General features: G+C 66.4%; 30 protein-coding genes. 21 read left to right on the top strand and 9 right to left on the bottom strand.

The genetic code is table 11. From position 1 onward, the window contains the following. Positions 1-302: 302 nt before the first annotated feature. Positions 303-2,405 carry an SPOR domain-containing protein gene (locus ASF14_RS08860; RefSeq protein ID WP_056434584.1) on the top strand — a complete coding sequence of 701 codons (2,103 nt, stop codon included), beginning with the start codon at positions 303-305 and terminating at the stop codon, positions 2,403-2,405. Further along, on the top strand, positions 2,402-3,568 hold the full coding sequence (locus tag ASF14_RS08855) for a deoxyguanosinetriphosphate triphosphohydrolase (RefSeq protein ID WP_056434213.1): 1,167 nt from the start codon (positions 2,402-2,404) through the stop codon (positions 3,566-3,568). Before ASF14_RS08860 ends, ASF14_RS08855 begins: the two co-directional genes overlap by 4 nt. Before the next feature lie 92 nt (positions 3,569-3,660). Here ASF14_RS08855 and ASF14_RS08850 read toward each other — a convergent pair whose 3' ends face one another. Both ASF14_RS08850 and ASF14_RS08845 read right to left on the bottom strand, forming a co-directional pair. Then, a complete protein-coding gene (locus tag ASF14_RS08850) occupies positions 3,661-4,248 on the bottom strand; it encodes a hypothetical protein (RefSeq protein WP_056434211.1) in 588 nt (195 codons plus the stop codon). A gap of 146 nt (positions 4,249-4,394) precedes the next feature. Continuing rightward, on the bottom strand, positions 4,395-4,694 hold the full coding sequence (locus ASF14_RS08845) for a hypothetical protein (protein WP_153008086.1): 300 nt from the start codon (positions 4,692-4,694) through the stop codon (positions 4,395-4,397). Positions 4,695-4,923: 229 nt separating this feature from the next. Here ASF14_RS08845 and argS point away from each other — a divergent pair, with 229 nt between their 5' ends. From argS to tatC, 8 genes are all read left to right on the top strand, one after another. Further along, complete coding sequence (argS, locus tag ASF14_RS08840) at positions 4,924-6,648, top strand: arginine--tRNA ligase (RefSeq protein WP_056434207.1); 1,725 nt, start codon at positions 4,924-4,926, stop codon at positions 6,646-6,648. Further along, positions 6,648-7,388, top strand: a complete 741-nt coding sequence (locus tag ASF14_RS08835) for an SPOR domain-containing protein (protein WP_056434205.1) — start codon at positions 6,648-6,650, stop codon at positions 7,386-7,388. Before argS ends, ASF14_RS08835 begins: the two co-directional genes overlap by 1 nt. 52 nt (positions 7,389-7,440) lie before the next feature. After that, positions 7,441-8,451, top strand: a complete 1,011-nt coding sequence (locus ASF14_RS08830; RefSeq protein WP_056434203.1) for a glycoside hydrolase family 3 N-terminal domain-containing protein — start codon at positions 7,441-7,443, stop codon at positions 8,449-8,451. Positions 8,452-8,682: 231 nt separating this feature from the next. After that, positions 8,683-9,408: a segregation and condensation protein A gene (locus ASF14_RS08825; RefSeq protein WP_056434202.1), complete on the top strand. Its 726-nt coding sequence runs from the start codon at positions 8,683-8,685 to the stop codon at positions 9,406-9,408. After that, positions 9,405-10,031 (top strand): SMC-Scp complex subunit ScpB, encoded by a 627-nt coding sequence (scpB, locus tag ASF14_RS08820; RefSeq protein WP_056434200.1) that lies wholly within the window; start codon positions 9,405-9,407, stop codon positions 10,029-10,031. The genes ASF14_RS08825 and scpB overlap by 4 nt, the downstream gene beginning before the upstream one ends. Positions 10,032-10,184: 153 nt before the next feature. Then, the gene (locus ASF14_RS08815) at positions 10,185-10,421 is read left to right on the top strand and encodes a Sec-independent protein translocase subunit TatA (protein WP_056434199.1); all 237 of its coding nucleotides are present in this window, start codon (positions 10,185-10,187) and stop codon (positions 10,419-10,421) included. A gap of 32 nt (positions 10,422-10,453) precedes the next feature. Continuing rightward, positions 10,454-10,912 carry a Sec-independent protein translocase protein TatB gene (gene tatB / locus ASF14_RS08810; protein ID WP_082442151.1) on the top strand — a complete coding sequence of 153 codons (459 nt, stop codon included), beginning with the start codon at positions 10,454-10,456 and terminating at the stop codon, positions 10,910-10,912. Next, positions 10,909-11,700 carry a twin-arginine translocase subunit TatC gene (gene tatC, locus ASF14_RS08805; protein ID WP_056434197.1) on the top strand — a complete coding sequence of 264 codons (792 nt, stop codon included), beginning with the start codon at positions 10,909-10,911 and terminating at the stop codon, positions 11,698-11,700. Before tatB ends, tatC begins: the two co-directional genes overlap by 4 nt. Before the next feature lie 257 nt (positions 11,701-11,957). On the opposite strand, the gene ASF14_RS08800 is transcribed toward tatC, so the two are convergent. The 4 genes from ASF14_RS08800 to ASF14_RS21430 all read right to left on the bottom strand — a co-directional run bounded on the left by ASF14_RS08800 (position 11,958) and on the right by ASF14_RS21430 (position 14,976). Continuing rightward, positions 11,958-12,557 (bottom strand): AbiV family abortive infection protein, encoded by a 600-nt coding sequence (locus tag ASF14_RS08800; RefSeq protein WP_056434196.1) that lies wholly within the window; start codon positions 12,555-12,557, stop codon positions 11,958-11,960. A gap of 246 nt (positions 12,558-12,803) precedes the next feature. Further along, the gene (locus tag ASF14_RS08795) at positions 12,804-12,938 is read right to left on the bottom strand and encodes an entericidin A/B family lipoprotein (protein ID WP_056434194.1); all 135 of its coding nucleotides are present in this window, start codon (positions 12,936-12,938) and stop codon (positions 12,804-12,806) included. Positions 12,939-13,221: 283 nt separating this feature from the next. Next, positions 13,222-14,808, bottom strand: a complete 1,587-nt coding sequence (locus ASF14_RS08790) for a sensor histidine kinase (RefSeq protein ID WP_056434193.1) — start codon at positions 14,806-14,808, stop codon at positions 13,222-13,224. Positions 14,809-14,820: 12 nt separating this feature from the next. Further along, positions 14,821-14,976 (bottom strand): NepR family anti-sigma factor, encoded by a 156-nt coding sequence (locus ASF14_RS21430; protein WP_236697000.1) that lies wholly within the window; start codon positions 14,974-14,976, stop codon positions 14,821-14,823. Positions 14,977-15,238: 262 nt separating this feature from the next. Between ASF14_RS21430 and ASF14_RS08785 the strand changes: the two genes are divergently transcribed. The 4 genes from ASF14_RS08785 (at position 15,239) to ASF14_RS08770 (ending at position 18,104) form a co-directional block, all read left to right on the top strand. Then, the gene (locus ASF14_RS08785) at positions 15,239-16,039 is read left to right on the top strand and encodes a response regulator (RefSeq protein ID WP_056434191.1); all 801 of its coding nucleotides are present in this window, start codon (positions 15,239-15,241) and stop codon (positions 16,037-16,039) included. A gap of 51 nt (positions 16,040-16,090) precedes the next feature. Beyond that, the gene (locus ASF14_RS21865; protein ID WP_042489965.1) at positions 16,091-16,228 is read left to right on the top strand and encodes a hypothetical protein; all 138 of its coding nucleotides are present in this window, start codon (positions 16,091-16,093) and stop codon (positions 16,226-16,228) included. A 106-nt stretch (positions 16,229-16,334) separates the two neighbouring features. Then, positions 16,335-16,982, top strand: coding sequence for a sigma-70 family RNA polymerase sigma factor (locus ASF14_RS08775; RefSeq protein WP_056434188.1), 648 nt, complete (start codon positions 16,335-16,337; stop codon positions 16,980-16,982). Positions 16,983-17,081: 99 nt separating this feature from the next. Continuing rightward, positions 17,082-18,104, top strand: coding sequence for a DUF6624 domain-containing protein (locus ASF14_RS08770; RefSeq protein WP_168371513.1), 1,023 nt, complete (start codon positions 17,082-17,084; stop codon positions 18,102-18,104). Between the two features lie 4 nt (positions 18,105-18,108). On the opposite strand, the gene ASF14_RS21425 is transcribed toward ASF14_RS08770, so the two are convergent. Continuing rightward, positions 18,109-18,276 carry a hypothetical protein gene (locus ASF14_RS21425; protein ID WP_156361100.1) on the bottom strand — a complete coding sequence of 56 codons (168 nt, stop codon included), beginning with the start codon at positions 18,274-18,276 and terminating at the stop codon, positions 18,109-18,111. Between the two features lie 109 nt (positions 18,277-18,385). Between ASF14_RS21425 and ASF14_RS08765 the strand changes: the two genes are divergently transcribed. The 7 genes from ASF14_RS08765 (at position 18,386) to ASF14_RS08735 (ending at position 25,037) form a co-directional block, all read left to right on the top strand. Continuing rightward, the gene (locus ASF14_RS08765; protein WP_056434184.1) at positions 18,386-21,061 is read left to right on the top strand and encodes a bifunctional [glutamine synthetase] adenylyltransferase/[glutamine synthetase]-adenylyl-L-tyrosine phosphorylase; all 2,676 of its coding nucleotides are present in this window, start codon (positions 18,386-18,388) and stop codon (positions 21,059-21,061) included. Further along, positions 21,048-21,503, top strand: coding sequence for a peroxiredoxin (locus ASF14_RS08760; RefSeq protein WP_056434183.1), 456 nt, complete (start codon positions 21,048-21,050; stop codon positions 21,501-21,503). Before ASF14_RS08765 ends, ASF14_RS08760 begins: the two co-directional genes overlap by 14 nt. Continuing rightward, positions 21,500-22,324 carry a ferritin-like domain-containing protein gene (locus ASF14_RS08755; protein ID WP_056434182.1) on the top strand — a complete coding sequence of 275 codons (825 nt, stop codon included), beginning with the start codon at positions 21,500-21,502 and terminating at the stop codon, positions 22,322-22,324. The genes ASF14_RS08760 and ASF14_RS08755 overlap by 4 nt, the downstream gene beginning before the upstream one ends. 87 nt (positions 22,325-22,411) lie before the next feature. Further along, positions 22,412-23,161 carry a M23 family metallopeptidase gene (locus ASF14_RS08750; protein ID WP_056434181.1) on the top strand — a complete coding sequence of 250 codons (750 nt, stop codon included), beginning with the start codon at positions 22,412-22,414 and terminating at the stop codon, positions 23,159-23,161. Between the two features lie 178 nt (positions 23,162-23,339). Next, positions 23,340-23,678 (top strand): iron-sulfur cluster insertion protein ErpA, encoded by a 339-nt coding sequence (gene erpA / locus ASF14_RS08745; RefSeq protein WP_056434179.1) that lies wholly within the window; start codon positions 23,340-23,342, stop codon positions 23,676-23,678. Position 23,679: 1 nt separating this feature from the next. Continuing rightward, positions 23,680-24,456, top strand: coding sequence for an exodeoxyribonuclease III (gene xth, locus ASF14_RS08740; RefSeq protein ID WP_056434177.1), 777 nt, complete (start codon positions 23,680-23,682; stop codon positions 24,454-24,456). Between the two features lie 158 nt (positions 24,457-24,614). After that, entirely contained in the window at positions 24,615-25,037 is a 423-nt protein-coding gene (locus ASF14_RS08735; protein WP_056434175.1) for a hypothetical protein, read from the top strand. A gap of 57 nt (positions 25,038-25,094) precedes the next feature. Here ASF14_RS08735 and ASF14_RS08730 read toward each other — a convergent pair whose 3' ends face one another. Beyond that, positions 25,095-25,355 carry an SWIB/MDM2 domain-containing protein gene (locus tag ASF14_RS08730; RefSeq protein ID WP_007405135.1) on the bottom strand — a complete coding sequence of 87 codons (261 nt, stop codon included), beginning with the start codon at positions 25,353-25,355 and terminating at the stop codon, positions 25,095-25,097. 56 nt (positions 25,356-25,411) lie between these two features. Then, positions 25,412-25,615 carry a DUF2945 domain-containing protein gene (locus ASF14_RS08725; RefSeq protein ID WP_056434174.1) on the bottom strand — a complete coding sequence of 68 codons (204 nt, stop codon included), beginning with the start codon at positions 25,613-25,615 and terminating at the stop codon, positions 25,412-25,414. Positions 25,616-25,659: the final 44 nt, after the last annotated feature.

Raw genomic sequence — 25,659 nt, 5'->3', positions numbered from 1 at the left:
TTTCATATTGGGGGAGCTACGGCTGTGGGCATTGCTTGCGGCTGGCCCTCCCCCAGCCCCTCCCGCCTGCGGGAGGGGGAGCTCTGGTGCGGGGGCGTTACTTGGCCTTCAAGTGTCGATAAAACACCCCTCCCGCAGGCGGGAGGGGCTGGGGGAGGGCAGGGCGGCAAGCTGCGCGGTCAGAGGCAATCCTAGGACCGCCATCTCCCCCTATTGGTCGACGCTCCGGAGCACTCGGGCGCGCCAGCGATGGGTTAGCCATTGCCGCCGCCGGCGAAACACGCTTTATGGGCGATGGTCCCATGACGTTCGCACTTTTTCCCCGCGCTTCGCTCGCGCTCGCGTTGGCCCTCGCCGCCGCGCCCGTGCCCCTTCTCGCACAGGAAGTGGTTCAGCCGCTCCCCGGCACCACCGATGCCGACAAGCTGGGGGACGTGATGCGCCGCGTCGCGCAGAACCCCCGCAACGTCGATGCGCTGGTCGAGGCGGCGGAGCTGTCCATCCATCTCGACGATCTGTCGGGTGCCGCGTCGCTGCTGGCGCGCGCCGAGAAGGTCGATGCTCGCGATCCCCGGGTCAAGGCGGGCATGGCGTCGATCCTGGTCCGCTCGGAACGCCCCGGCGAGGCGTTGCGCTATTTTACCCAGGCCGAGGCGGCGGGCATGCCCGCCGCGAAGTTCGCGGGCGATCGCGGTCTGGCCTATGACCTGATCGGGGATCAGGCGCGGGCCCAGCGCGATTACCGGCTGGCGCTGGCCAATGGCGCGGGTGACGAGATCATCCGCCGCTATGCGCTGTCGCTCGGTATCTCGGGCCAGCGGGAGCAGGCGCTCGAACAGCTCGATCCGCTGCTGCGCAAGACCGATCGCGCGGCATGGCGGGCACGGGCCTTCATCCTGGCGATGGGGGGTGAACTGCCCGAGGCGACGCGAATCGCCTCGACCATGATGCCGCCGCAACTGGCGCAGGGGCTGCAACCCTTTTTCCAGCGGTTGCCCAGCCTGCCCGCCGTCGACCGCGCCTTTGCCGTGCATTTCGGTGAGACCCGCCCCACGCCCGAGAGGCTGGCCGATGCGAAGCTGGCTCCCAACCTGCCGCCGCTGACTCCGGAAGCGCCGGTGGCGCTGGCCTCTGCGCCGGTGACAACGCCTGCTCCGGTGCAGACGCGCGAGGAACGACGGCGCGGCGGGCGCAACGCGCGCGGTGTGGCGATGGCGGCCAATACGACGCCGGTCACGCCCGCACCGGTGCAAATGGCATCGACGACCACGCCCCGCGTGGTGGCGGCGGCCTCGCCGATGCGGATGGTTCAGCCCTTGCCCCAGCCGCAGTCGCAGCCGACGCCGCAGACGGTCCAGCAAACCCAGGCCCAGCCGCAACCGCAGCCGGGCTTCTCCAGCGCCTTGCCGACGGCCCCCGAAACCCGTTCACCGGTGGCCCTGGCATCGAACACCGCGCGGCCGATGATCCAGCCGCTACCCGCCGCTTCGGCCACAGCGCCCGCGACGCCCGCCCCAACGACGCCCGCCCCGGTGACGTCGAGCCCGACCACGGCCACCGCCATGGTGCAGCCGCTGCCCACCGCCACGCCGTCGACGCCGCCGCTCCAGATGGTGCAGGCCATCCCCGCACCGGACCCCGTGCCCGCCAAGCCCGCGCCGGTCGCCACTGCCATGGTCCAGCCCGTCCCCAGCCAGGCCGAAGAGACCGCCCCCGCGCCACGCCCGACGCGGGTCGCGGCCCGCCGCACGCCGCCGACCCCGGCGCGCGGGGTACGCGAAGACTCGGTTCTGGCGCGGATCGTCGCCAATCTTTCGATCCCCGCCTCCGAACTCGGCGTGGAAGGCCCCGAGCGTCCGGCCGTCATCGCGGCCAACACGCCGGTGAGCAGCGGCGCACAGCGTGTCGTCGCCGAGGCGCGCAGCAAGGCCGAGCGCGATCGCGAAGCACGCGAAAAGGCCGCCGAGGTGGCGGACGCCGCCCCGCGCGCGCCCACCGCTGCCGAACGCAAGGCGGCCGCCGCCAAGGTCGCCGCCGAGAAGAAGGCTCTCGCCGCCAAAAAGGCCGAGGCCGAGAAGAAGGCGCTTGCCGCCAAGGAAGAGGCCGAGGAAAAGAAGCGCGCGCGGGCGAACCCCGAGCGTATCTGGGTCCAGGTGGCAGGCGGCGCGAACGAGGACGACCTGCCCAAGGCCTGGGCCGCGACCAGGGCGAAGGCGCCCGAGCTGTTCGCCGCGCGCAAGGGCTACAAGACGCCGATCCGCGCGACCCACCGCGTCCTGACCGGCCCGTTCAAGACCGATGCGGAGGCGCGCGCCTTCGTCAACCAACTCGCCAAGAAGGGGGTGTCGGCCTTCCCCGTGACCAGCGATGCAGGGCAGGCGGTGACGCGGCTCGACGCCAAGTGAGCCGCTTTGCCCCCTGGGCTTCCTATCCCGAACACAGTCGGGGCCGCCGTCACGACGAGGCCTCGGGCCTGGCGCGCGGGCCGCGTGATGCGTTCCAGCGCGACCGCGACCGGATCATCCATTCGATCAGCTTCCGGCGGCTGCGTCACAAGACCCAGGTCTTCATGGCGCCCGACGGCGACCATTTCCGCGTCCGCCTGACCCACAGCCTGGAGGTCGCACAGATCGGCCGCACGATCGCGCGGACGCTGGGACTGAACGAGGATCTGACCGAGGCGCTGTGCCTGGCGCATGATATCGGCCACCCGCCCTTTGGCCATGCGGGCGAGGATGCGCTGAAGGCTGCGCTGACCGAGCAGGGCGGCTTCGATCATAACGGCCATACGCTGCGCACCCTGACCGAGATCGAGCGGCCCTATCCCCGCTGGGACGGGCTGAACCTCAGTTGGGAGACGCTGGAGGGACTGGCCAAGCACAATGGGCCGGTGCGCCATCCCGGCTGGGCCTTGCGGGAGGCGGATGCGGGCTTTCCGCTCGATCTGGACAGCCATGCCTCGCTTGAGGCGCAGGTCGCGGCGCTGGCGGATGATATCGCCTATGACAATCACGATATCGACGACGGCCTGCGCGCCGGGCTGCTGACGCTCGACCAGCTGCTGGCCGTGCCGCTGGTCGCGCGGGGCTGGGACGCGGCGCGGGCGCAATTCCCCGATGTCGCACCCAAAAGGCTGGCGAGCGAACTGATCCGCTCGCAGATCGGCGTGATGGTCAACGATCTGGTCGCCGAAACCCGGACCCGTATCGCCGAGAGCGGGGTGGGGGACGTGGCGGACGTTCGCGCGGCGGGCCGGGCGCTGGTCGGCTTTTCGGACGCGATGCGGATCGAGGAGCGCGACCTGAAGCGATTTATGTACGCCAACCTCTACCACCACCCGCGCCAGCTGGCGGCGGCGGACGCGGCGCATGGCATCGTGAAGGGCCTGTTCGCGGCCTATCGAGCGGATCCGGCGCAACTGCCCCAGGAGTGGCGCGAGCGGTTGCGGGTGGAAGAGCCTGCACGCAGTCGGCACATCGCGGACTTCATTGCGGGGATGACGGACCGTTATGCGGTTCGGTGTTACCGTGAGGTTGTGGGGGACATCGACCTGCCCGAGGGGTTTTAGACCGTGATGATATTGCCTTAAACCGAGACAAGCCCCTCCCCTGAAGGGGAGGGGTGAGACCACATCATGTCATCACGCTCTGAGTATATTTCCTATGGGGTCAGCGCGCCGCTCGACTTCAGGGTCTGCAGGCGCTCTTCCTGCTTTACCTGAGGCGGGACGCCCAAAGCCTCACGCAGTGGGTCGGGAACAAGCGTCCGGTCATATAGCTCCATCGTCGGCCCGGTTTCGCGCCTGTTCAAATATTGCGTCCCGTAGATTTGCTTCTGCCCGATGGTCTGCAAATAACGGTCGAGGGTCGCAGCGGCGATCCAGGCCGCATCCTTCCGCCCTCTGGCCGCAGCAGCGAGTGCCAATGTATGCGCGAGCAGATAATCGCTTGCCGCGTTACCGTGTTGGAAGATGAAGGCCGCATGGTAGAAATCGTCGGCGGTCTTCAGCTTGTCTTGCTGAAGTAGCATTTGGGTACGCTCACGGCGGGCGTGATCGTCTGCAATGATTCGGCTTACGAAGGCCTTGGCCTTGAACTGCTCAGGCTTGATATTCTCGCGAGCGGCCTGATCGGCGTTGAAGAGGGCTGAAATTTCTGGGTTGTCCTGCGCCGCGATACCTTTGCTGTAGGCGGGAGAATGCGCCACTGTTGCACAGGCGAGCGCGACTAGCAGATTCCAAGACTTCATGACGCTCCCCCATTGGTTGATAGGAAATTTGGCATGAAAACGGTGCGTGCGTAAATGCCTGGGAACGGTCTGAGGCTCAGACGCGAAAATGCCCCGTGCATCCCATCGGACACACGGGGCTTTTTCGTTCAGCCGTCAGGCCGGGATCAGCGGGCGCTGGTCTCCACGCCGGCGCCCAGCGCGCCACGGGCTTCGTCGGTGGTGAAGGCGACCTGGGTGTTGCCGGTCGTGCCGGTCACGCGGTGGCCCTTCACGACGAAGCGGAACGGTTCGCCGCCCGGATAGCGATGACCCTGGATCACCGCATGGCCGTTCTCGTTCGAACGGGTGTAGACATAGGTGCTGCCCTCGTGAACGAAGCGCTGCTCGCCCTCGGCGGCGATCGCACCGATGGTGGGGACGGCGGCGGCGACGGTGGCGGCCAGGATCAGAATGGTCTTGCGCATGATCGAAACTCCCGCATTTGCGTTGAGCCTGATCAGGTCCTCTCGCGCCTTGTTAGCGCTTCTACTTTCGTCGGTCGAAATATTGCGATGCAGCATGACCGGCAACTGCAAAGGACTTCCGCCTGATTGCACTCGGTGCAATCGTCCCGCTGCCGCATACGCCATGATTTGAAGCGGTCGCTCGATTTCGCTAGAGCGCAACGCTTTGCTACCCCGATCGGACGATGTGATGACCCTCTACACCCGCTTTGCCGCGCATATCGATGCGGCGCTGGACACGCTGGTCGCCGCCGGCACGCTGCCCGGCGGGCTGGATCGCCGCAACGTGACGGTCGAGCCGCCGCGCGATGCGAGCCACGGTGACCTCGCCACCAACGCCGCGATGGTGCTGGCCAAGCCCGCAGGCACTAACCCGCGCGCGTTGGCCGAGGCGATCGCGGCGGAGCTGGGCAAGCTGGACGAGGTGGACAGCGTCTCGGTCGCCGGGCCGGGCTTCCTGAACATGCGGCTGACCGAGGCGGCCTGGCGCGACGAGCTGGCCGCGATCCCGGCGGCGGGCGGCGATTATGGCCGCTCGACGCGCGGGAATGGCGTCACCGTCAATATCGAATATGTCTCGGCCAATCCTACGGGCCCGATGCATATGGGCCATTGCCGTGGCGCAGTGGTGGGCGATGCGCTCGCCACCCTGCTGGAATTTGCCGGCCACAAGGTCATTCGCGAATATTATGTCAACGATGCGGGCGGCCAGGTCGATGTCCTCGCCCGTTCGGCGCATCTGCGCTACCGCGAGGCGCTGGGCGCGACCATCGAAATCCCCGAGGGTCTGTATCCGGGCGAATATCTGAAGCCGATCGGCGCGGAACTCGCGGCCGAATATGGCGATAAATATGTCGACGCGCCCGAGAGCGAATGGCTGGTCCTGTTCCGCACGCGCGTGGTGGCGGCGATGATGGCGATGATCCGCGAGGATCTGGCGCTTCTGGGCATCCATCACGACATCTTCTCGTCGGAGGCCGAATTGCAGGCGGCGGGCAAGCCCGAGGCCGCCGAGGCGGAGCTGCGGTCGCGCGGGCTGGTCTATGACGGCGTGCTGGAAGCGCCCAAGGGCGAGACGCCCGAGGATTGGGAGCCGGTCGAGCTGCCGCTGTTCCGCTCCAGCCAGTTCGGCGACGATCAGGATCGCCCGATCAAGAAGTCGAACGGTGCCTGGACCTATTTCGGCGCCGACCTGGCCTATCACTATCAGAAGGCGCAATCCGCCGATCAGCTGATCGACATCTGGGGCGCCGACCATGCGGGCACCGTCAAGCGCATCGTCGCGGCGGTCGAGGCGCTGACCGGCGGCAAGACCAAGTTCGACGTCAAGCTCGTCCAGATGGTCCGCCTGTTGCGCGGCGGCGAGCCGGTGAAGATGTCGAAGCGCGCGGGCAATTTCGTCACCCTCGCCGATGTCGTGCGCGAGGTCGGCAAGGACGTGGTGCGCTTCACCATGCTGACCCGCCGGGCGGACGCGCAGATGGACTTCGACTTCGCCAAGGTGGTCGAGGCGTCGAAGGACAATCCGGTCTTCTACGTCCAATATGCCCATGCGCGCATCGCCTCGCTGAAGCGGCGCGCGGCCGAGGCGGGCATTGCGGGCGGCACCGCCGACCTGGCGCTGCTCGACGCCGAGGATCTGGCGCTGGTGAAGCTGGCCGCGCAGTTCCCGCGCATCGTCGAGACGGCGGCGACCGCGCGTGAGCCGCATCGCGTGGCCTTCTACCTCTATGACCTGGCCGCTGCCTTCCATGCGGCCTGGAATGTCGGGAACGACCGGGTCGATCGGCGCTTCCTGATCGCGGAAGATGCCGAACTGACCCGCGCGCGTCTTCTCCTCAGCGAGGGGATCGGGCAGATCATACGCAATGGTCTGGCGCTGATGGGCGTCGAAGCCGTGTCGGAGATGAAGTGATGGCGAACGAAACGGACGGCCGCGCCCTGGATCTGGACGAGGCGGATCGCCTGCCCTGGCTGGAGACCGTCGAGGCCGATGAGCCCGAGGGCGTCGGCATCGGCAAGGTGATCGCGCTGGTTATTCTGGGCCTCGCCATCCTGGCCGCGATCGGCTTCGGCTTCTACAAGTGGCAGGCGCATCGTGCAGCGACGGACGGCGACGGCGCGTTGATCGCCGCACCCGAGGGCGACTATAAGGTCCGCCCGGCCGATCCGGGCGGTCTGAAGATCAAGGGCGAGGGCAACACCGCCATCGCCACCAGCGCGGGCAAGCCCGGCGGCACCGGCGCGATCGACCTGCGCGCCGTGCCCGAAGCGCCGATGAACGGCACGCGCGTCGTACAGAAGCCTGCCGAGCCCAATGGCGGCCGCAATGCCGTGGCGCAGGTGCCGGAATCGGGCGGCAAGCTCGTCGCCCCCGCACCCGTGGCGGCGGCGCGTGCCCCCGCGGCGGCCCCGACGGGCGGTGCGATGGTCCAGCTGGGCGCCTATCCCAGCGAATCCTCGGCCAATGCCGCTTGGGACCGTTTCTCGAAGCGCTTTTCCTATGTCGCCGCGCTGGGCAAGGTGGTCCAGCCGGTCGCGTCGAACGGCAAGACCCTGTATCGCCTGCGCGTGAATGCCGGTTCGGCCAACCAGGCCGCCGATATCTGCGGCCGCCTGCGCGTGGCGGGCGAGAGCTGCTTCGTCGCCAGCTGATCGACCATGCCCCTTTCCCGCCGGTGCGGGGGAGGGGCCGGAGTTTTCGCCCATGATCCCCGTCATTTTCGGCCTGTCCGGCCCGGTGCTGACCCCAGACGAGCGGGCATTCTTCGCTTCGGTCGAACCGGCGGGCTATATCCTGTTCAAGCGCAACATCGTCGACCGGGCGCAGGTTCTCGCGCTGACCGACGATCTGCGCGCGCTGGCGGGGCGGGACGATCTCGCGATCCTGATCGATCAGGAAGGCGGCCGTGTCGCGCGCATGGGGCCGCCCGAATGGCCCGCTTTCCCCGCCGGGCCGGTCTTCGCAAAGCTATACGAAAAAGCGCCGATGTCGGCGATCCAGGCGATGCGCGCCAATGGTCAGGCGCTGGGCGTGATGCTGCGCGAGGTGGGGATCACCGTCGACTGCGCACCGCTGCTCGACGTGGCGCAAGCCGACACCACCGAGGCGATCGCCTGCCGCGCCTATGGCACCGAACCGATGCAGGTAGCCGCGCTGGGCCGCGCCATGCTGGAAGGGCTGGCGGCGGCGGGTGTGGTCGGCGTGGTCAAGCATATGCCCGGCCATGGCCGCGCGCTGGTCGACTCGCACCATTTGCTGCCGACCGTCACAGCCGACGAGGCGGCTCTGGAGGTCGATCTCGAACCCTTCATCACGCTGTCGGGCGCGCCGATGGGCATGACCAGCCATATCGTGTTCGAGGCCTGGGACGCCGAGCGCCCCGCCACCCTGTCGCCGACCGTGATCGAGCGGATCATCCGCCGGCGGATCGGTTTCGATGGCCTGTTGATGACCGACGACATCGACATGAAGGCGCTGTCGGGCACGGCGGGCGAGAAGGCGGCGGGGGCCTTGGCGGCGGGATGCGACCTCGTCCTCGACTGCTGGGCGCGGATGGACGAGATGGTCGAGATCGCCGGGCGTGTGCCGCCGATCACCGAAGCGGCGCGGGCGCGGCTGGACCGTGCGATGGTGAGCGTCGGCGCGGGCGCGGGCGACTTTGCGGAGCTGATCGCGCGCCGCGATGCGCTTCTTGCGCTTGCGGCGTTGGAATAGGTAACGCCCTAATCCTCCCCAAGCTTGCTTGGGGAGGGGGACCATCGCGCCAGCGATGGTGGAGGGGCGGGACGAACCGGCCAAGCCCCTCCACCACGCCCCGCGGGCGCGGTCCCCCTCCCCATCGAAGATGGGGAGGAATTGGAAAGAGCCGATCTCCTCTCTCCATCGGTCTGGCGCCCGCCACGCGCCATCTCGCCATCCCGGATCATCGCCGCTAAACAATGGGGGATGACGGGGGAACAGCTGACGCTTGATCTGGACGGGTGGGAAGGGCCACTCGATCTGTTGCTGTCGCTGGCCCGTTCGCAAAAGGTCGACCTGCGGCAGATTTCGATCCTGGCCTTGGTCGAGCAATATCTGCGCTTCGTCGACAAGGCGGGGCGGATGCAGCTGGAGCTGGCGGCCGATTATCTCGTGATGGCCGCCTGGCTCGCCTATCTCAAATCCTCCCTGCTGCTGCCTCGCCAGCCCGAGGAGGAGCCCGACCCGGAGGAAATGGCGCTGCGCCTGCAACTCCGGCTCGAACGGCTGGCGGCGATGCGCGAATGCGGCGCGCGGCTGATGGCGCGTGATCGTCTGGGCCGCGACGTCTTCCCGCGCGGCGCGCCCGAAGGGCTGGCGGTGCAGCGCAAGGCGATGTGGCAGGCCGAGCTGTACGACCTGATTTCCGCCTATGGCCGGATCAACGCGCGCACCCGCCCGGTCATGCACGTCGTCGCCGACCGGCAGGTCATGACGCTGGAGGCGGCGCTGGAGCGGGTGTCGATGCTGGTCGGCAGCCGGATCGACTGGTCGGCGATCGAGACCTTCCTGCCCGACGGCAGCGAGCGGTTGCGGCGGTCTGCGCTGGCGTCGAGCTTCCTCGCGGTGCTGGAACTGGCGCGGCAGGGTAAGGTCGAACTCCGCCAGGCCGCGCCGTTCGCGCCGCTCTTGATCCGCCAGCCAGCGCCATGACCGAGATCGACCCGATCGTTCGCGCCGTCGAGGCGGTGCTGTTCGCCTCGCCCGAGCCGATGAGCGTGGATTCGATCCGCGCGCATGTCGGCGTCGGCAGTCGTGGGGGCAAGGGCGGCGGCGATATCCGTGCGGCCTTAGAGCAGTTGGAGACGCAGTATCGCGGGCGCGGCATCATGCTCGTCCGGCGCGGTGATCGCTGGCATTTTCAGACCGCGCCCGATCTCGCCCATCTGCTCCGCCGCGACCGCGAGGAAGCCCGCCGCCTGTCGCGCGCCGCCATCGAAACGTTGGCGATCATCGCCTATCAGGAACCCGTCAGCCGGGCGGAGATCGAGGCGATACGCGGCGTCGCCATCTCCAAGGGGACGCTCGACGTGCTGATGGAAGCGGGCTGGGTGCGTCCCGCCGGACGACGCGAGGTGCCGGGGCGGCCGCTCATTTATGCGACGACGCCCGCCTTTCTCCAGCATTTCGGGCTGACCAGCAGGCGGGACCTGCCGGGGCTGGAGGATCTGCGTGCCGCCGGGCTGCTCGATCCGGTCGATCTGGCGCTGGAGCGGATGGGTGAAGAGGATATGCCCGACGCGTCCCCGGATTCGAGTGAGGAGGAACGCGATTGAGCGCTTTCCTTTGCGTCATGGCCGCGTCACAATGCTCCGCCACGGCCCTCGCATCCCCGATCGGGGGCCATGCCATCGCTCGACCATTGCCGCTGGCCCATTGCCGCTGGTGATGCCAAAGCCTAGATAGATAGAAATTCCAGGAGACGTGCCATGGGCAGCTTTAGCCCGATCCACCTTCTCGTCCTCGCAGTCGTCGCGATCCTTCTGCTCGGCGGCGGGCGTTTTTCCAACCTGATGGGCGATGTCGCCAAGGGTGTGAAGAACTTCAAGAAGGGCATGGCCGAGGAAGACGAGACGCCTGCCAAGCCGTCGGCGCGTATCGAGGCGCAGAAGTCGGCCGAGCCCGCCTTCGATCGCGACGGCGAGCGCGTGCGCGACGATCGTTGATCTCGGTCCGTTAGAGCCAACAGCGGACTTTCATGTTCAACATCGATTCCAGCGAGTTCCTGCTGGTCGCCATCGTCGCGCTCGTCGTGATCGGTCCCAAGGACCTGCCCAAGGCGATGCGCGTCGTCGGCTATTGGGTGGGCAAGGCGCGCGGCGTCACGCGCCAGTTCCGCCAGGGCTTCGACAATATGGTCCGGGAGGCCGAGCTGGAGGAAATGGAGAAGCGCTGGGCCGCCGAGAATGAGCGGATCATGCGCGAACATGCCGCCGACACGCCTCCGCATGTCGATGCCGATGCGATGTCGTCTGCGACGACCCCGGCGGCGGCCTTGCCTGATCACACGGCGCCCGATCACACGACGCCCGATGCGACGCATGGCGATGCCCATGCGGATCACAGCGATCGGCCGGTGATGGTCGAAAAGCCCGTCGTCGCGCCCGCACCCGCCAGCGAGCATCCCTCGCGCGGCACCGAGGGGGCGGCATCGTGAGCGACCAGGAAGATATCGACGCCAGCCGCGCACCCCTGCTGGAGCATCTGATCGAGCTGCGTCGGCGGTTGCTCTACTGCATCATCGCGGTGGGCTTGGCCTTTGGCGTGTCGATGTATTTTTCGGAATTGATCTTCGGTTTCCTGGCTAAGCCGCTGCTGCGCGCCGGGCAGGGCACTTTGGTCTATACCCAGATTTTCGAGGCGTTCTTCGTCCAGGTGAAGGTCTCCTTCTTCGCCGCGATGATGATCTCCTTCCCGGTGATCGCCAACCAGTTGTGGCAGTTCGTCGCGCCGGGTCTGTACCGCAAGGAAAAGAAGGCGCTGCTGCCCTTCCTGCTGGCGACGCCCGTGCTGTTCCTGATGGGGGCGGCGATGGCCTATTACATCGCCATCCCGATGGCGCTGCACTTCCTGCTGGGTTTCGACGGCATGGTGGGCGGCGTGAAGCGCGAGGCGCTGCCCGCGATCGGCAATTACCTGTCCTTCGTCATGCAGTTCCTGTTCGCCTTCGGCCTGGCCTTCCTGTTGCCGGTGCTGCTGATGCTGCTGGAGCGGGCGGGGATCGTAACCCGCAAGCAGCTGATCGGCGCGCGGCGTTATGCGATCGTCGCGGCGACGGCCGTGGCGGCGGTGCTGACCCCGCCCGACCTTATGTCGCAGGTGCTGCTCGCGGTGCCGCTTATCATTCTCTACGAGCTGGCGATCATCGGCATCTGGTTCACCGAACGGGCGCGGTCGAAGCAGGCGGCCGTGGAAGAGGATGGGGACGCCGACGCGGTGGCGTGATCGGTTGTAGCTTGGAAGTGTGAGGGTCTCGGTGGAAGCCGAGGCCCTTTTGATTAGGCAGACAGGGCGTGGCCTTCGACTTCGCTCAGGCTGAACGGCGGTTGGGATTTTGCCCTTTCCCCCGCTGCGTTCAGCTTGAGCGCGGTCGAGGGCCACGGGTGGCAGCGCCGGCGTCCGTAATCGTCATGTCTGCCATGGGTGGAAAGCGGACAAATATCTATCCGACGCGATGTTCGATCATTTCACCCGCTTCGGGGTCAGTAGGCGTTCCGGTCGGCCAGTATCTGATCGGTGAACTGCGGCATGATCTCATAGAATATGCCTGCGACTTGTACCGCAATCTCGCTCTTCAGAAGCGGCATGGCCTTTGCCAGTGTCTGCGAAAGCTGCAGCGTGAAGGCGGCGTCGATCTCGTCGCGAGAGTGCGTAGCAACCGTCACGTCATCATGATAGAAACCCACCTGCTTCGATCGATCCAGCTCGATCCCAGCGACGCGTTCGAAAAATCGTCGCTCGTCCGAATTTATGAACGCGGTCGCCAGCTCAACCATCATCACCGGCTGGCTGACTTCACCCGCGAAGAACCTTCGGTAAAAGGGTAGCACTTTCTCGGCGATTAGCAGGCACGCGACCGCCATCTGCTTTTGGATATGAGCAGATCGCTTCTGCCTCGTAGTGGTCACGCCGAGCTGCTTCCAACGGACCTGGATGGCCTTGCCAAGTTCCTCCAAGGCGAGGACGTTCAGCGCAAATGCGCGCGGATATCGTTCCGCCTTTACCAGCAGAATCGCGTCGTCGATCAGGCCGCCGCAGTTCTCGATAATCGGCTGTATCGCCTTCAGATCGTCGTCTGTCATCGATCAGGTCCTGTTTATAGGTGACATGGCAGAGATACCCTCCGCCGTGGCCATGCTCTTCCGCCAGATACCGTAGCCATCTTACCCGCACCGATCGAGCCGGTACCCGCGGCGAATGTCCGCAAGTGGGCGGAAGCAGATCGTCCGGTCGATGGCGAAAATAAGGGAACCGCCCCCGCCCCAAGAAGAAAAGGGCCCCGGCGGAAACCCGCCGGAGCCCTTTCGCAATATCAGCCGGGTGAAGGCTTACTTCGCGTCGTTCGCCGTCTTGGCGACGGTGTTGCCCGCCGAGCTCACGTCGCGACCGACGCCCTCGACCGTGTTGCACGCGCTGACCAGCAGCGCACCGGCGACGATGGCCAGACCCATGAGCTTACGCATTCTCAGTCTCCTCGATGAATTCCGTCGCCGATCAATGCGTCAGGCGTGCAATCGTTCCGCCTCTGTTACGGACGCTGCATCAGATATCGGTGGAGGGAGGGCGAACGCCCTGAAAAGATTAAGGCCTGGAAGCGTCACCGGGGGGGGGAGGGTGGACGCTTCCAGGCCTATGGCTTGGACAGCGAGAGCGGGGGGGCATAAGTTCGCTATCCGAATAGCAGAACACATTGCCAAGGCAGGGGTTCCCGCCTTTTTGACGACCGCCGATCTTTTTTTCGAAAAGTTAGTCGCGCCCGACGATCGGGATGGCGATCTCATAGGCGCCGACCAGCGGATCGTGATGCAAGGACGCGCGAAGCTGCCGTGCCAGCGCTTCCATGACCCGGCCATAGCGCTTGCCGATCAGGTGGCGCAGTTCGTCCGTCTCGACCAGCGCGCGGGTGACGACGCGGACGACCGCGCGGCCCTCCTGCTCGGCGGGCTTGATCGCCACGCGAATCTGCGCGGCCGGATCGCAGTTCATCGCCAGCTCGATCGTCTCGGTGACGAGGAAGGCGACGGCGACGGCCACGTCCTGGTTGACCAACAGCGGCGCGACGTCGAGCGAGATGCCGATCCCGGCGGCGTTTTCCGGTGCGGTGGCGCGGATATTGGCGGCGAGTTCGCCGATCATCGTGCGCAGGTTGAGACCGCGATTTTCCTCCAGCTCGGCGAAATGGTGACGATGGACCACCGCCAGCGCATCGACCCGCCGCTGGATCGAGGAATAGGCGGCCATCGCCTCCGGCCCCGTCGCGCCGCGCGCATGGAAATTGATGAGGCTGGAGATGACCTGCAGGTTGTTCTTGACCCGGTGATGGACCTCGCGGGTCAGCTTGGTCTGGCGCACCAGCCCTTCGGCCAGGCCCGCCTCGTGCGTGGCGACGGTGCGGGTGATCGCCTCGAACGTGTCCGCCAGATCACGGATTTCCTGCGCGGGCGCGGCCTCGACCCCGGAAATGTCGAGAACCTCGCCTGGCTGATAGGTCGCGACGATAGCGCGCAACCGACGCAGCGGACGGATCAGCAGCCGGTCGACGATGAACCAGCCCAGCACGACGGCGGCCAGCCACATCAGCAGCGGCAGCGCGAGCGCGACGATCAGCGAGGACGTGATCGGTGCACTCGGCGTGGAAGTGCGCAGGACCAGCCCGGCAATGCCCAGCTCGGTCCGCATCGACTTCATCCGCTCCAGCGCACCCTGGCGGGAAAGCTGCTTGATAGGCAGCAACTCCCCGTCCAGTTCCAGCACCGACTCGATCGGGCTGGTCGGGTTGCTCTGGTCGACCAGCGACTGGAGGAAGGGCAGGGGGAAGAAGGCGCGGGCCTGGGCGCGGCCGTCCTGGCTGGCGACCGACAGGACCAACCCCTTGCCGGGGAGGATGTCGGCCCCGATCGGCGATCCGTCGACGGGCGTGGGCAAGGCCGCGGGCAGCGGATCGCCGCACAGGACCTTGCCCGCGCGGTCGGTGATGAGGAAACGCGCGCCGGTCATCGACTGCTGCGCAAACACGCCCTGGGCGCGCGCGCAACTCGGCATATCGAGCGGATCCTGGCCCATGGCGCGCACGGCAACGCGCAACGCCGTCATGTCGCCCATCAGCTCGGTGGCGATGGCGCGCGCGTCTTCATTGGCGGCGATACGCAACCGGCCGCTCGCCTCGCTATCCGCAAGCCTGGTCGTCTGGAGCGTCGCGAAGATCGCGATGGCGGCCAGAATGAACAGGGTGCTGCCCAGCACGAGCACGAGCTTCGCGCCCGTCGTAAGGCGGGGCGGGGCAGGGCGGAGGCGTTCGGGGGCCTCGATGTCTTGGGGAGGTGTGCTGGCCATTCAGCCGGACGTTCAGTCCAGCTTGCTGAGAAGGTCAAGCATCTCGGCAGGAACCTGCTCGTCCACCGTCTTCTGATACGCCTGGCGAAGGGCCGAGCCCGCATCTTTCTGACCGCCCTTCGGGGGCGTTTCGGACGGCGTGTTCTTCGTCTTGTTGCCCAAACTCAAAATATCCCCCTGCACGACCCACTAGCGGGGCAACCGACGCAATGGCGGCCATGGGCACTGCCGGTTGGCGTCATGCCTGGGCCATAGTTGATGTGGCGATGAAACCAAATTCGATCTTGTTGGTTCCCGATGCGATACGAAAAAACTAAAGGGCGCGTCCATAGGGTGTGTCGGATGGGGTTTTCGGGAAACGGCATTGAAAACATGCGCGGGGGTCAGCACATCAGGCGTCCGCGAATACCTCAGGGAGTGATTATTACCCATGTCGCTTGGACAGCAGCTTGCGCCCCATCTTCCCTTCCTGCGGCGCTATGGCCGGGCCCTGACCGGCAGCCAGATGCACGGCGACAAATATGTCCGCGCCACGCTGGAGGCGATCGTCGCGGCCCCGGACCAGTTTCCGCGCGACGTCGATCCGCGCCTTGGCCTGTACCGCATGTTCCAGGGCATCTGGTCGTCGGCCAATTACGATGAGCTGGACAATGACGGCATCGACGCCGACGGCAACGAAGGGCTGGCCCGCGCCCGCCTTGCCCGGATGACCCCGTTGTCGCGGCAGGCGCTGCTGCTGACCGCGATGGAGGGCTTCACGCCCGAGGACGCGGCCTATCTGATCGACGTGGAGCCAAGCGAGGTCGAGAACCTCGTCTCCGAGGCGCTGGCCGAAATCGAGAAGCAGACCCGCGCCCGTGTGCTAATCATCGAGGACGAGCCTATCATCGCGATGGATATCGAGACGATCGTGCGCGACCTGGGCCATGAAGTCACCGGTGTCGCCGTCACCCGTGACGAGGCCGTGGCGCTGGCCATGGAGGATCGCCCCGGCCTGGTGCTCGCCGACATCCAGCTGGCCGATGACAGCTCGGGCATCGACGCGGTCAAGGACATCCTGGCCGAGTTCGAGGTTCCGGTGATCTTCATCACCGCCTTCCCCGAGCGCCTGCTGACCGGCGAGCGTCCGGAGCCGACCTTCCTGATCACCAAGCCGTTCCAGCGGTCGACCGTGAAGGCCGCGATCAGCCAGGCGCTGTTCTTCGACCAGAGCACCATCCCGGCCGAATAAGAAAGACCTACAGTTACGGACCCAAAACGGTTGAGAGGCGTTGAGGTGAACATGGCTGATTCCAATGAACCCATTCATGTCGCCAAAGAGGATGCCAGGGCAGGGTCGACACCGCATGTGACGCGGTACATCCTGCCCATCTCGCTGGTGCTCGTGATCGCGATCTTCGCCTTTCTGGTGCTGCGCTGACACGAGCCTCCTCGATTAGCCCTTTGGGACGGCTGGCTATTTCAGGGTTGGCCCCTTATGTTTCGAAACGGTCGCGAGGGCGGCCGTTTCCGATGATCGGATTTTCATGACGCAGCCAATGACGCGGGACGAATTCGAGGACGACGCACCCGATGCGCCCGTCGAGCACGTCGCGCTCCCCGACTCTGAGTTCAAGGCGGAACTGGCGCGCGTCATCCCCCATCTTCGCGCCTTCGGCCGCTCGCTTTCGGGCAGCCGCGATCTGGCCGACGATTTGGTGCAGGAAACGCTGTTAAAGGCATGGGCCGCGCGTAAGCGGTTCCAGGCGGGTACGAACATGCGCGCCTGGACCTTCATCATCCTGCGCAACCTGTACCTGTCGCAGATGCGTCGCGCGCGCTTCAAGGGCGAATGGGACGATCTGGTCGCCGACCGCATTCTGGCGGCCCCGGCCAGCCAGGACCGCCATGTCGAACTGGGCGACATGCAGCGTGCTCTGATGCACCTGCCGCAGCCGCAGCGCGAGGCGCTGATTCTGGTCGGTGCCGGTGGTTTCGCCTATGAGGAGGCGGCCGAGATCTGCAATGTCGCGGTGGGTACGATCAAGAGCCGCGTGGCGCGTGGTCGCGTGGCGCTGGAGGCGATTCTGACCGAGGGCTCGCTGCCTTCGCGCCGTCTGCACGAAACGGACAGCAGCAAGACCGCGCTGGACAGCATCATGGGTGATGTCGACCAGTTGAGCGGCGGGCGGTAAGCGCCTTTACTTTCTGGCTTAAATAGATGGCCGCCCCGGTTCTCAACGGGGCGGCCTTTTTATTTCGGGAACGCTCGGCTTGACAGTGATCGCGAGACCTTGTCCGATCCGGTCATGCGCATGCTGTCCCTGATCGTCTCCGCCTTTCTGCTGACAGCGGCCACGCCGCCGGTCCCTGAAGTCCTGAAGCCGTATATCAAAGGCGATCGCTTCGATCCGGGTGATTACAAATGGATGAAGGGGCGCTTTCCGGACGCGACGCCCGAGGAAAAGGCGCAGGACAAGCAGGTCAGCGAATGGCTGATCGCCTGCTATGAAGACGACTTGGCGGCGTTCCGAGTTGAGCTTCGTACTCTGGGTATCGCCGATCCAAAATTGATCAACACCACCAGTCGCAATCTCCTCTGCTCGCAAGTGGCATCGGTGCCGGACGTGCACCACTGGACGAGCTTTGACGCATTTCAGCGCTCGGTCGACAAGGCCGCGCCGATCGCCGACGCCTATTTGATCGCGGTGAAAGTGGCCAAGGCCATGGGCGCAGCCAAGACGCCAAAATTGCATGACATTCTGATCGCCCGTCCCCTCGGCGAGCAGATGCTGCGGGTAGGCGCGGGTTGGGGCGAGGGCGATATGGCGGGCGCGCCTGCTGTTTCCGACGACGTTCAGGCGGTGATCGTATCGCGGCTATTGTTGGCTGCTGCCGTCGAGGATCATGATAACACTCAGTGGCTCAAGGCCTTGGTTGCGAGGCAGGGTTGGCCGAAGCGCTCCGAGATCGGCGAGGATGCCGCCGAACAGGCTTGGCTGCTTGTGCAACATGCGGATGCCGATCCGGCTTTCCAACTCTCATCATTGCGTTTGATGGAGCCGCTCATGGCGAAAGGAGAGGTTTCGAAAGACGATTATGCCTATCTGTATGACCGCGTGATGCTGAAGATCGCGGGCAAGCAGCGTTATGCGACGCAGGCGATGTGTGACAATGGTAGGCGCGTGCCGCAGCCTCTCGAGGATGAAAAGGCCGTCGACCGGCTGCGTGCGGACGTCGGCCTGGCGCCTGTAGCAGTCTATCTGGCCGGAATGGATCAAACCTATGGTCGCTGCCCACCCGGCCAGCCGCGATAGTCCCTCAGGAGCGTGGTGAACGCCGGTCCAGCCGCGCCAATAGCCGCACCCAGTGATCCGGTAACCGCACCGGCCGGGAATAGGCCGAGCGGAGCGCACAGCCGATATCGTCCGTGCGCTGCGGCGCGCGGACGATGCGGATGTCGCTGGTCCCGGATTCGGTGCTCATCATGGCAACATAACCGATCGCGGCTTGACAAGTTGCAAATCATCTGATGCGTATTTGTTAACGGGATCGAAAATGTTTCTTTCGCCACACCCCGCAGGGTAGAAGCGGGGGCATGAGCAGCCTGTCCTCGTCCATCTTGCCCGATGCCGTCGCCCGTGCCCGTCGGCATTCGTCCTTTCTGGCGATGCTGCTCGACCGGGAGCCCGAAATCGAGGCGGCGGCGCTGGCCGGAGAGTTACTCCCGCCGCCCGTCGTGGCGGAGCATTTGCCGGTCGGCACCCGGCTGCGTCGCGAGCGGCGCGCGCTAGCGCTCACCGTCGCGCTCGGCGATCTGTCCGGGCTGTACGACCTGACCGAGGTGACGCACCGGCTGACCGATTTCGCCGACCGGTCCCTCGACCGTGCGATCTGCGCCGCAATCGAGGAGCGCACGCCGGGCGCGGAGCCGGTCGGTTTCGCCGCCATCGCGCTGGGCAAGCAGGGCAGCCGCGAACTCAACTATTCCTCCGATATCGATCCCATCCTGATCTTCGACCCCCAGACGCTGCCCCGCCGTCCGCGCGAGGAACCGGAGGGTGCGGCGGTGCGCATCGGCAAGCGGGTCGTCGAATTGCTCCAGGCGCGCGACGGCGAGGGCTATGTGCTGCGCGTGGACCTGCGGCTTCGGCCCTCGCCCGAAGCGACGCCGATCGCGATCCCCGTGGAGGGGGCGATCGCCTATTATGAAAGCCAGGCGCTGACCTGGGAACGGGCGGCGTTCATCCGCGCGCGGGCGGCGGCGGGCGACCTCGCGCTGGGGCAGCGTTTCCTGGATGCGATCCGCCCATTCGTGTGGCGGCGTGCGCTCGATTTCGGCGCGGTCGGCGAGATTCGCGACCTGACCCGGCGCATCCGCGACCATCATGCGCAGGGGCAAGCGATGGGGCCGGGTTATGACCTGAAGCGCGGGCGCGGCGGCATCCGTGAGATCGAATTCTTCGCGCAGATTCACCAGTTGATCCATGGCGGCCGCGACCCCGTGCTACGGGCACCCGCCACCCGCGACGCGCTGGCGACACTGGCCGAGTCGGGGCGGATCGATGCGGGGCAGGCGGCGGCGCTGACCGACGCCTATGTCCTGCTGCGCACGATCGAGCACCGGGTCCAGATGATCGACGATCGCCAGACCCATCAACTGCCGTTCGGCGACGGGCTGGGCCGGGTCGCGCAACTTCACGGACTGGCGGATGGCGATGCGCTGATCGCCATGCTGGCACCCGTCACCGAACGGGTCGGGCGCTTCTACGACGCGCTCGACGCCGACGAGCGACCCCGCCTGCCGCATGACCCGGTCCTGCTGAACGCGCGGCTGGCGGCGGCGGGGTTGCACGATATCGAGGCGGCGGCGCGGCGGATCGCGGCATGGCGTGGCGGCGACTATCCCGCGCTCCGCAGCCCGGCGGCACGCGAGGCGCTGGACGCGGTGCTGCCCACACTGGTCGAAGCACTCGCAGAGGCCCCCGATCCCGATGCCGCGATCCTGAAGCTCGATTCGCTGTTCGAGCGGATGACGAGCGCGATCAACATCTTCCGCCTGCTCGAGGCGCGGCCGGGGCTGGCCAGCCTGACCGTCGCGATCCTCAGCCATGCCGCACCGCTGGCGGCAGAGCTGGCGCGGCGGCCCGCGCTCCTCGATGGGCTGATCGATGCCTCCGCCTTCGAGCCGTTGCCCGCCGTGAAGTTCCTCGAACGCGCGATGCGCGGCGGCGAGAGCGGGCAGGATTATCAGGATCGCCTCGACCATGTCCGCCGCGTCGTCGGCGAATTGCGGTTCGCGCTGGGGGCGCAGATCGTAGCGGGGCGGGCCGATCCGCTCGAGGTGGCGGGTGGCTATGCGCGTGTCGCGGAAGCGGCGGTCGGCGTCTTGGCGCAGGCGACGGTGAACGAATTCGTTGCGGCGCATGGCCGGGTGCCGGGTAGCGAATTGGTGATCCTGGCGCTCGGGCGGATGGGGGGCGCGGCGCTGACCCACGCCTCCGACCTCGACCTCGTCTATCTGTTCACCGGCGATTTCGCGGGCGAGTCCGATGGGCCGAAGCCGCTGGGAGCGACGCTCTATTACAACCGGCTGGCACAGCGGGTGACGGCGGCGCTGTCGGTGCCGACCCAGGCGGGGCCGCTCTATCCGGTCGACACGCGGTTGCGGCCATCTGGCACGCAGGGGCCGCTGGTGGTCTCGGTCGAGAGTTTCGCGCGGTATCAACGCGAAGACGCCTGGACCTGGGAGCATATGGCCTTGACCCGTGCCCGGCCGATCTTCGGTTCGGCGGAAGCGCGGGCGGAGGTGGCGGCGATCGTCGCCGATGTGCTGAACGGCAACCGACCCGCCCGCGACGTGGCGACCGAGGCGGGCGAGATGCGCGCGGAGATGGCGCGGCACAAGCCGCCGCAAGGACCGCTCGACATCAAGCTGTTGCCTGGCGGACTGGTCGACCTGGAGTTCGCAGTGCACCGGGTGCAGTTGATCCATCGGACCGGGTTCGACCCCGATCTGGGCCGGGCCATCGGCGCGCTGGTGGCGCAGGGACTGATGCCGCCGTCCATGGCGCAGGCGCATGACGTGCTGACTCGCGCGCTGGTGTCCTTCCGCCTGTTGGTGCCCGATGGGCAGGAGCCGCCCGAGCCGACCCGCCCGCTGATCGCGCGCGCCATGGGCCTGCCCGATTGGGCGACGGTGGTTGCCACGCTGAAGGCGACACGGCAGGAGGTCGCCCGAGTCTGGCATGGAGAAGGTGATGCAGCAGGGTGACGCAATTCCGGCGGTGACGGTCACCACCGCGAATGACGAAAAGCTGGCGCTGGGCGATCTGACCGGGCCGCTCGTCGTCTATTTCTACCCCAAGGACGACACCAGCGGCTGCACGCGCGAGGCGCAGGACTTCACCGCACTGGCGGCGGACTTTGCGGGCGCGGGCGTGCGGGTGATCGGCATTTCCAAGGACAGCCCGGCCAAGCACCGCAAGTTCACCGAAAAATACGCGCTGGCGGTCGAACTGGTCAGCGACGAGGACGGCACGGCCTGCGAGGCGTTCGGCGTCTGGGGCGAGAAGAAGCTATACGGCAAGACCTATATGGGCATCGAGCGGGCGACATTCCTGTTCGATCGTGACGGCAAGCTTGCCCAGAGCTGGCGCAAGGTGAAGGTGCCCGGCCATGCCGAGGCCGTGCTGGAGGCGGCGCGCGTACTTTGACGACGATTGCCCAAGCCTGCGCAGCCGTCCTGCGCGAAAGCGATCCGCTGGCCAAGGTTCGGCTGGCGCGGGCGGTGGCGCGCGGCTGGCGTCGCGGCGCTCTGGCGCATGACTTCGACGTGGCGATGCCCGATGCGCCGGGGCGACCCGACCGACCCGAATTGCTGCCGCCCAACCGCATGCCCAAGCGCGGGCGGGGTGGTTCGGAAAAGGGGCGGATCGCGCTGCTCCACGCGCTGGCGCATATCGAGTTCGCGGCGATCGACCTGGCCTTCGACGCGGCGGGCCGGTTCGGCGGGCAGTTCCCGCGCACCTTCGTCGACGACTGGATTTCGGTCGGCGCGGATGAGGCGATGCACTTCGCCGTCCTGCATCGGCGGTTGAAGACCTTGGGGTCGGGTTACGGCGAACTGCCTGCCCATGCGGGCCTCTGGGAAGCGGCGGAGGAGACCGCGCATGACGCCATGGCGCGGCTGGCCGTCGTGCCGATGGTGCTGGAGGCGAGGGGCCTCGACGTCACGCCGGAGACGGTCGCACGCTTTCGGGCGGGGGGCGACGAGGCGTCGGCGCGCATCCTCAACCGCATCTATACCGACGAGATTCGCCATGTCGGATTCGGCGCGAAATGGTTCGGTTATCTGGCCGCCGGGCATGACATCGAGCCCGCCGAGCATTGGCGAATGCTGGTCCGCCGCCATTTTCGGGGGGCGGTTAAGCCACCGTTCAACGTTTCGGCGCGCGATACAGCCGGTTTGACGCGTGATTTCTATGCGCCTCTTGCGGACGAGGAACCCATAAAGGCACAAGCTGACCGTCTGTAACGCGGTGGGGCTGCGACACAGCATAGGATGAACGAAGCCGGGCTTTTCCGACTGCGGGATCGTTCGGCGACAAGGGTTCGGGGTTCGATGAATCAACTGGCACTCTCGGGTAAATCGATTGCATCGCGCGTCCGCTCTGTTTTCCTTGCTACCCTGATCGTCGGTTTTTCGGGCGGTCTGTCCGGCCAGATGGCGATGGCTCATTCGGCACCCGCCGCTCCGGCCGCCAAGGCCAATGCCGCCGTTGGGGGCGAGTTCATTCCCGCCAACAGCGCCGAAGCCTCGGCCGACCTCCGTACCGACCAGCAGTTCCGCACCCTGTTCCAAACCTGGAAGAAGATGGACGCCCGTCCGAACGGCGTCATCGCGATCCCCTCGGTCCATCCGGTCGAAAAGCTCCAGTTCACCAGCAATTTCGGCATCCGCTCCGACCCGTTCCGCGGCACCGCCGCCATGCATGCCGGGGTCGACATCCCCGGTCCGGTCGGCACCCCGATCTATGCCACCGCCGACGGCATCGTCGATCATGCGGGCTGGCAGGGCGGTTATGGCAATCTGGTCGAGGTCAATCATGGCAAGGGCATTGCGACCCGCTATGGTCACCTGTCGAAGATCCTGGTCGCCGACGGCGCCCGCGTGACGCGCGGCCAGTTGATCGCGCTGATGGGCTCGACCGGCCGTTCGACCGGCCCGCACCTCCATTATGAGGTCCGCATGGACGGCCATGCCGTCAACCCGATCCCCTTCCTAACCACCGGCGATTATCTGACCGCGTCGCAGGATCACGCGATCCACCAGATTCCCGTCTCGACCGACGGCCCGGCGGCGCAGGACTGAAGTTTATTCCTCCCGTGTAAGGGGAGGGGGACCGCTCGCAGAGCGGTGGAAGGGGATGGCGGCTAGAGGCGCCCTTTGCGGAAGCGCCCCTCCGTCAGACCTTCGGTCTGCCACCTCCCCGTACCGGGGAGGATTTAGTGGGATTGCCCCACTCGCCCCTCGCGCCTATCTCACCCCCATGGCCACCAGCATTTCCGAAATCGCGCTGACCCCGGCCGCCGCGGCGCGTGTCGCGACGATCGCCGAGCGGCAGAACAAGCCCGCCATCCTGCGTCTGTCGGTCGAAGGCGGCGGCTGTTCGGGCTTCCAGTACAAGTTCGGCCTGGCCGATGCGCCCGCCGAGGATGATTCGGTGGCGCAGACCGATGGCGTGACGCTGGTCGTCGACAGTATCAGCCTGGATCTCGTGCGGGGCGCGCAGGTCGATTATGTCGAGTCCCTCGGCGGCGCGGCGTTTCAGGTGAAGAACCCCAACGCGGCCTCGGGCTGCGGCTGCGGCACCAGCTTCTCGGTCTGACGTGAAGATCACCACTTACAACGTCAACGGGATCAAGGCCCGTCTGCCCCGCCTGCTCGAATATCTGGCCGAAGCGGATGCGGATATCGTCTGCCTTCAGGAACTGAAGGCCAGCGACGAAACCTTTCCGATCAAGGACATCGAGGCCGCCGGATATGGGGCGGTCTGGCACGGGCAGAAGAGCTGGAATGGCGTCGCGGTCCTCGCGCGCGGTGCCCAGCCGGTCGAGCGGCAGCGCGGGCTGGCGGGCGAGGATGAGGACGAACATAGCCGCTACCTCGAATGCGAGGTGAACGGTCTGGTCGTAGCCTCGCTCTATCTGCCCAACGGCAATCCCCAGCCGGGGCCGAAATTCGATTACAAGCTGCGCTGGATGGAACGGCTGGCGAGCCGCGCGCGGGCGTTGCTGGCGGAGGAAGTGCCCGCCGTGCTGGCCGGGGACTATAACGTTATCCCCCATGATGATGACACCTTCTCCGTCCCCGCCATGGCGAGCGACGCGCTGATGCAGCCGGAAAGCCGTCAGGCCTATCGCAGGTTGCTGGCGCAAGGGTGGACGGACTCGCTACGGACGCGCGCGCCCAAGGGCGGGGTATGGACCTTCTGGGACTATCAGGCCGGGTCGTGGCAGCGCGATGCGGGGTTCCGTATCGACCATTTGCTGCTCAGCCCGCAGGCCGCCGACCGGCTGGTCGATGCAGGCGTCGACAAGAGCTATCGCGGGCGGGAAAAGGCGAGTGATCATGCCCCGACCTGGGTGAAGTTGCGCGATAAATAATTCCTCCCCTGCAAGGGGAGGTGGCAGGCCAAAGGCCTGACGGAGGGGTGTCACGGCCGATGGCGTGACCCATCGCTGGCGGTTACACCCCTCCACCACCGCTTCGCGGCGGTCCCCCTCCCCTTGCAGGGGAGGAATAGTTCGAACAGAGACCACCCATGCGCCGTGCCGTTTCCCTCTTGCTGCTGACCCTCGCCATCACCGCCTGCGATCAGCGCGGAAGTGCCGACGCGCGCCTTGCCGACGCCGACGCGCAGGAGCGCTCCCGCCAGGAGAAGGTCGCAAAGGACATGGTCGCGCAGACCGAGGATCAGGTGCGGGTCAAGATGCTGGAACAGCGTGTGGCGGCGCTGGAGGCGCAGGTGGCGGCGATGCAGGGGGATCGCAAGCTGCTGGATGCGCAACTGGTCGAGCAGAGGCTGAACCAGATCGAGGCGGGGCGTGTGGGGGCGGATAATCCGGTGCCTGCGGCCACGCCGACGCCCGCAGCGACACGTGCCCAGGGTCGCGCACCAGCTGCGGCCCAAAATCCGTCCCAGCCACCGCCCGCGCGCAAGCCGCTGGTCCTGGACCTGCGATAGCGGCGCGGGCGGTGAGGGGTTACGCCCCGGCGCGGTGGCCGGGGCGTTGCCAAAGGCTTACTTCTTCAGGTGCGCCGAGATGAACTTGTTCATCTCGAACATGGTGCACTTGTCCTTGCCGAACACCTTCTTCAGCTTGTCGTCGGCCAGGATTTCCCGCTTGTTTTCGGGGTTCTGCAGGTTGTTGGCCTTGATATAGTCCCACACCTTGCTGATGACCTGGCTGCGCGGCAGCTTCTCGTTGCCGACGATCGCGCCCAGTTCCTCGGACGGCTGGACCGGGGCGTGGATGCCGGTGCCCGTGGTTGCGGTGGCCATGATGTTCCTTCCTATAATCCTTCAGCGTCCCAGCCCTTTGGCGGGACGCGCGTGAATCACGCTTTCTTCAGCGCGTCCGCCTTGTGCGCTGCCTTTCCGCCATTGTCACTCTCTACTATGTATTGCGGTTCGTCCTTCGACGCACGGACGGTATGGCCCTTGATGGTCGTGTCGCTGGTCTGCTTCTTGACGACCTTGCCCTCGGCCGTGCCGCCATGGCTGTTCCATTCGACATGATCGCCTTTTTTGAACTCGGTCATCGTCGCTCTCCTGGGGTTGTGATCGGCATCAATCCCTCGAGGCT

The organism is Sphingomonas sp. Leaf257 (genome assembly GCF_001422185.1).
Taxonomy (GTDB): domain Bacteria; phylum Pseudomonadota; class Alphaproteobacteria; order Sphingomonadales; family Sphingomonadaceae; genus Sphingomonas; species Sphingomonas yabuuchiae.
Note: the sequence above shows the minus strand (reverse complement) of the source record. Positions and strands in the feature narration are given on the sequence as shown.

Coding starts and splice junctions, on each gene's coding strand:
- ASF14_RS08825 (WP_056434202.1), top strand. CDS start 8,683: ATGACGGGGGAACAGCTGACGCTTGATCTGGACGGGTGGGAAGGGCCA.
- ASF14_RS08815 (WP_056434199.1), top strand. CDS start 10,185: ATGGGCAGCTTTAGCCCGATCCACCTTCTCGTCCTCGCAGTCGTCGCG.
- ASF14_RS08795 (WP_056434194.1), bottom strand. CDS start 12,938: ATGCGTAAGCTCATGGGTCTGGCCATCGTCGCCGGTGCGCTGCTGGTC.
- ASF14_RS21425 (WP_156361100.1), bottom strand. CDS start 18,276: ATGATGAGCACCGAATCCGGGACCAGCGACATCCGCATCGTCCGCGCG.
- erpA (WP_056434179.1), top strand. CDS start 23,340: ATGGCCACCAGCATTTCCGAAATCGCGCTGACCCCGGCCGCCGCGGCG.
- ASF14_RS08725 (WP_056434174.1), bottom strand. CDS start 25,615: ATGACCGAGTTCAAAAAAGGCGATCATGTCGAATGGAACAGCCATGGC.
- ASF14_RS08760 (WP_056434183.1), top strand. CDS start 21,048: ATGCAGCAGGGTGACGCAATTCCGGCGGTGACGGTCACCACCGCGAAT.
- ASF14_RS08730 (WP_007405135.1), bottom strand. CDS start 25,355: ATGGCCACCGCAACCACGGGCACCGGCATCCACGCCCCGGTCCAGCCG.
- ASF14_RS08860 (WP_056434584.1), top strand. CDS start 303: ATGACGTTCGCACTTTTTCCCCGCGCTTCGCTCGCGCTCGCGTTGGCC.
- ASF14_RS08775 (WP_056434188.1), top strand. CDS start 16,335: ATGACGCAGCCAATGACGCGGGACGAATTCGAGGACGACGCACCCGAT.
- ASF14_RS21865 (WP_042489965.1), top strand. CDS start 16,091: ATGGCTGATTCCAATGAACCCATTCATGTCGCCAAAGAGGATGCCAGG.
- ASF14_RS08850 (WP_056434211.1), bottom strand. CDS start 4,248: ATGAAGTCTTGGAATCTGCTAGTCGCGCTCGCCTGTGCAACAGTGGCG.
- argS (WP_056434207.1), top strand. CDS start 4,924: ATGACCCTCTACACCCGCTTTGCCGCGCATATCGATGCGGCGCTGGAC.
- ASF14_RS08790 (WP_056434193.1), bottom strand. CDS start 14,808: ATGGCCAGCACACCTCCCCAAGACATCGAGGCCCCCGAACGCCTCCGC.
- ASF14_RS08835 (WP_056434205.1), top strand. CDS start 6,648: ATGGCGAACGAAACGGACGGCCGCGCCCTGGATCTGGACGAGGCGGAT.
- ASF14_RS08830 (WP_056434203.1), top strand. CDS start 7,441: ATGATCCCCGTCATTTTCGGCCTGTCCGGCCCGGTGCTGACCCCAGAC.
- ASF14_RS08800 (WP_056434196.1), bottom strand. CDS start 12,557: ATGACAGACGACGATCTGAAGGCGATACAGCCGATTATCGAGAACTGC.
- ASF14_RS08765 (WP_056434184.1), top strand. CDS start 18,386: ATGAGCAGCCTGTCCTCGTCCATCTTGCCCGATGCCGTCGCCCGTGCC.
- scpB (WP_056434200.1), top strand. CDS start 9,405: ATGACCGAGATCGACCCGATCGTTCGCGCCGTCGAGGCGGTGCTGTTC.
- ASF14_RS08735 (WP_056434175.1), top strand. CDS start 24,615: ATGCGCCGTGCCGTTTCCCTCTTGCTGCTGACCCTCGCCATCACCGCC.
- tatB (WP_082442151.1), top strand. CDS start 10,454: ATGTTCAACATCGATTCCAGCGAGTTCCTGCTGGTCGCCATCGTCGCG.
- ASF14_RS08845 (WP_153008086.1), bottom strand. CDS start 4,694: ATGCGCAAGACCATTCTGATCCTGGCCGCCACCGTCGCCGCCGCCGTC.
- ASF14_RS08785 (WP_056434191.1), top strand. CDS start 15,239: ATGTCGCTTGGACAGCAGCTTGCGCCCCATCTTCCCTTCCTGCGGCGC.
- ASF14_RS08750 (WP_056434181.1), top strand. CDS start 22,412: ATGAATCAACTGGCACTCTCGGGTAAATCGATTGCATCGCGCGTCCGC.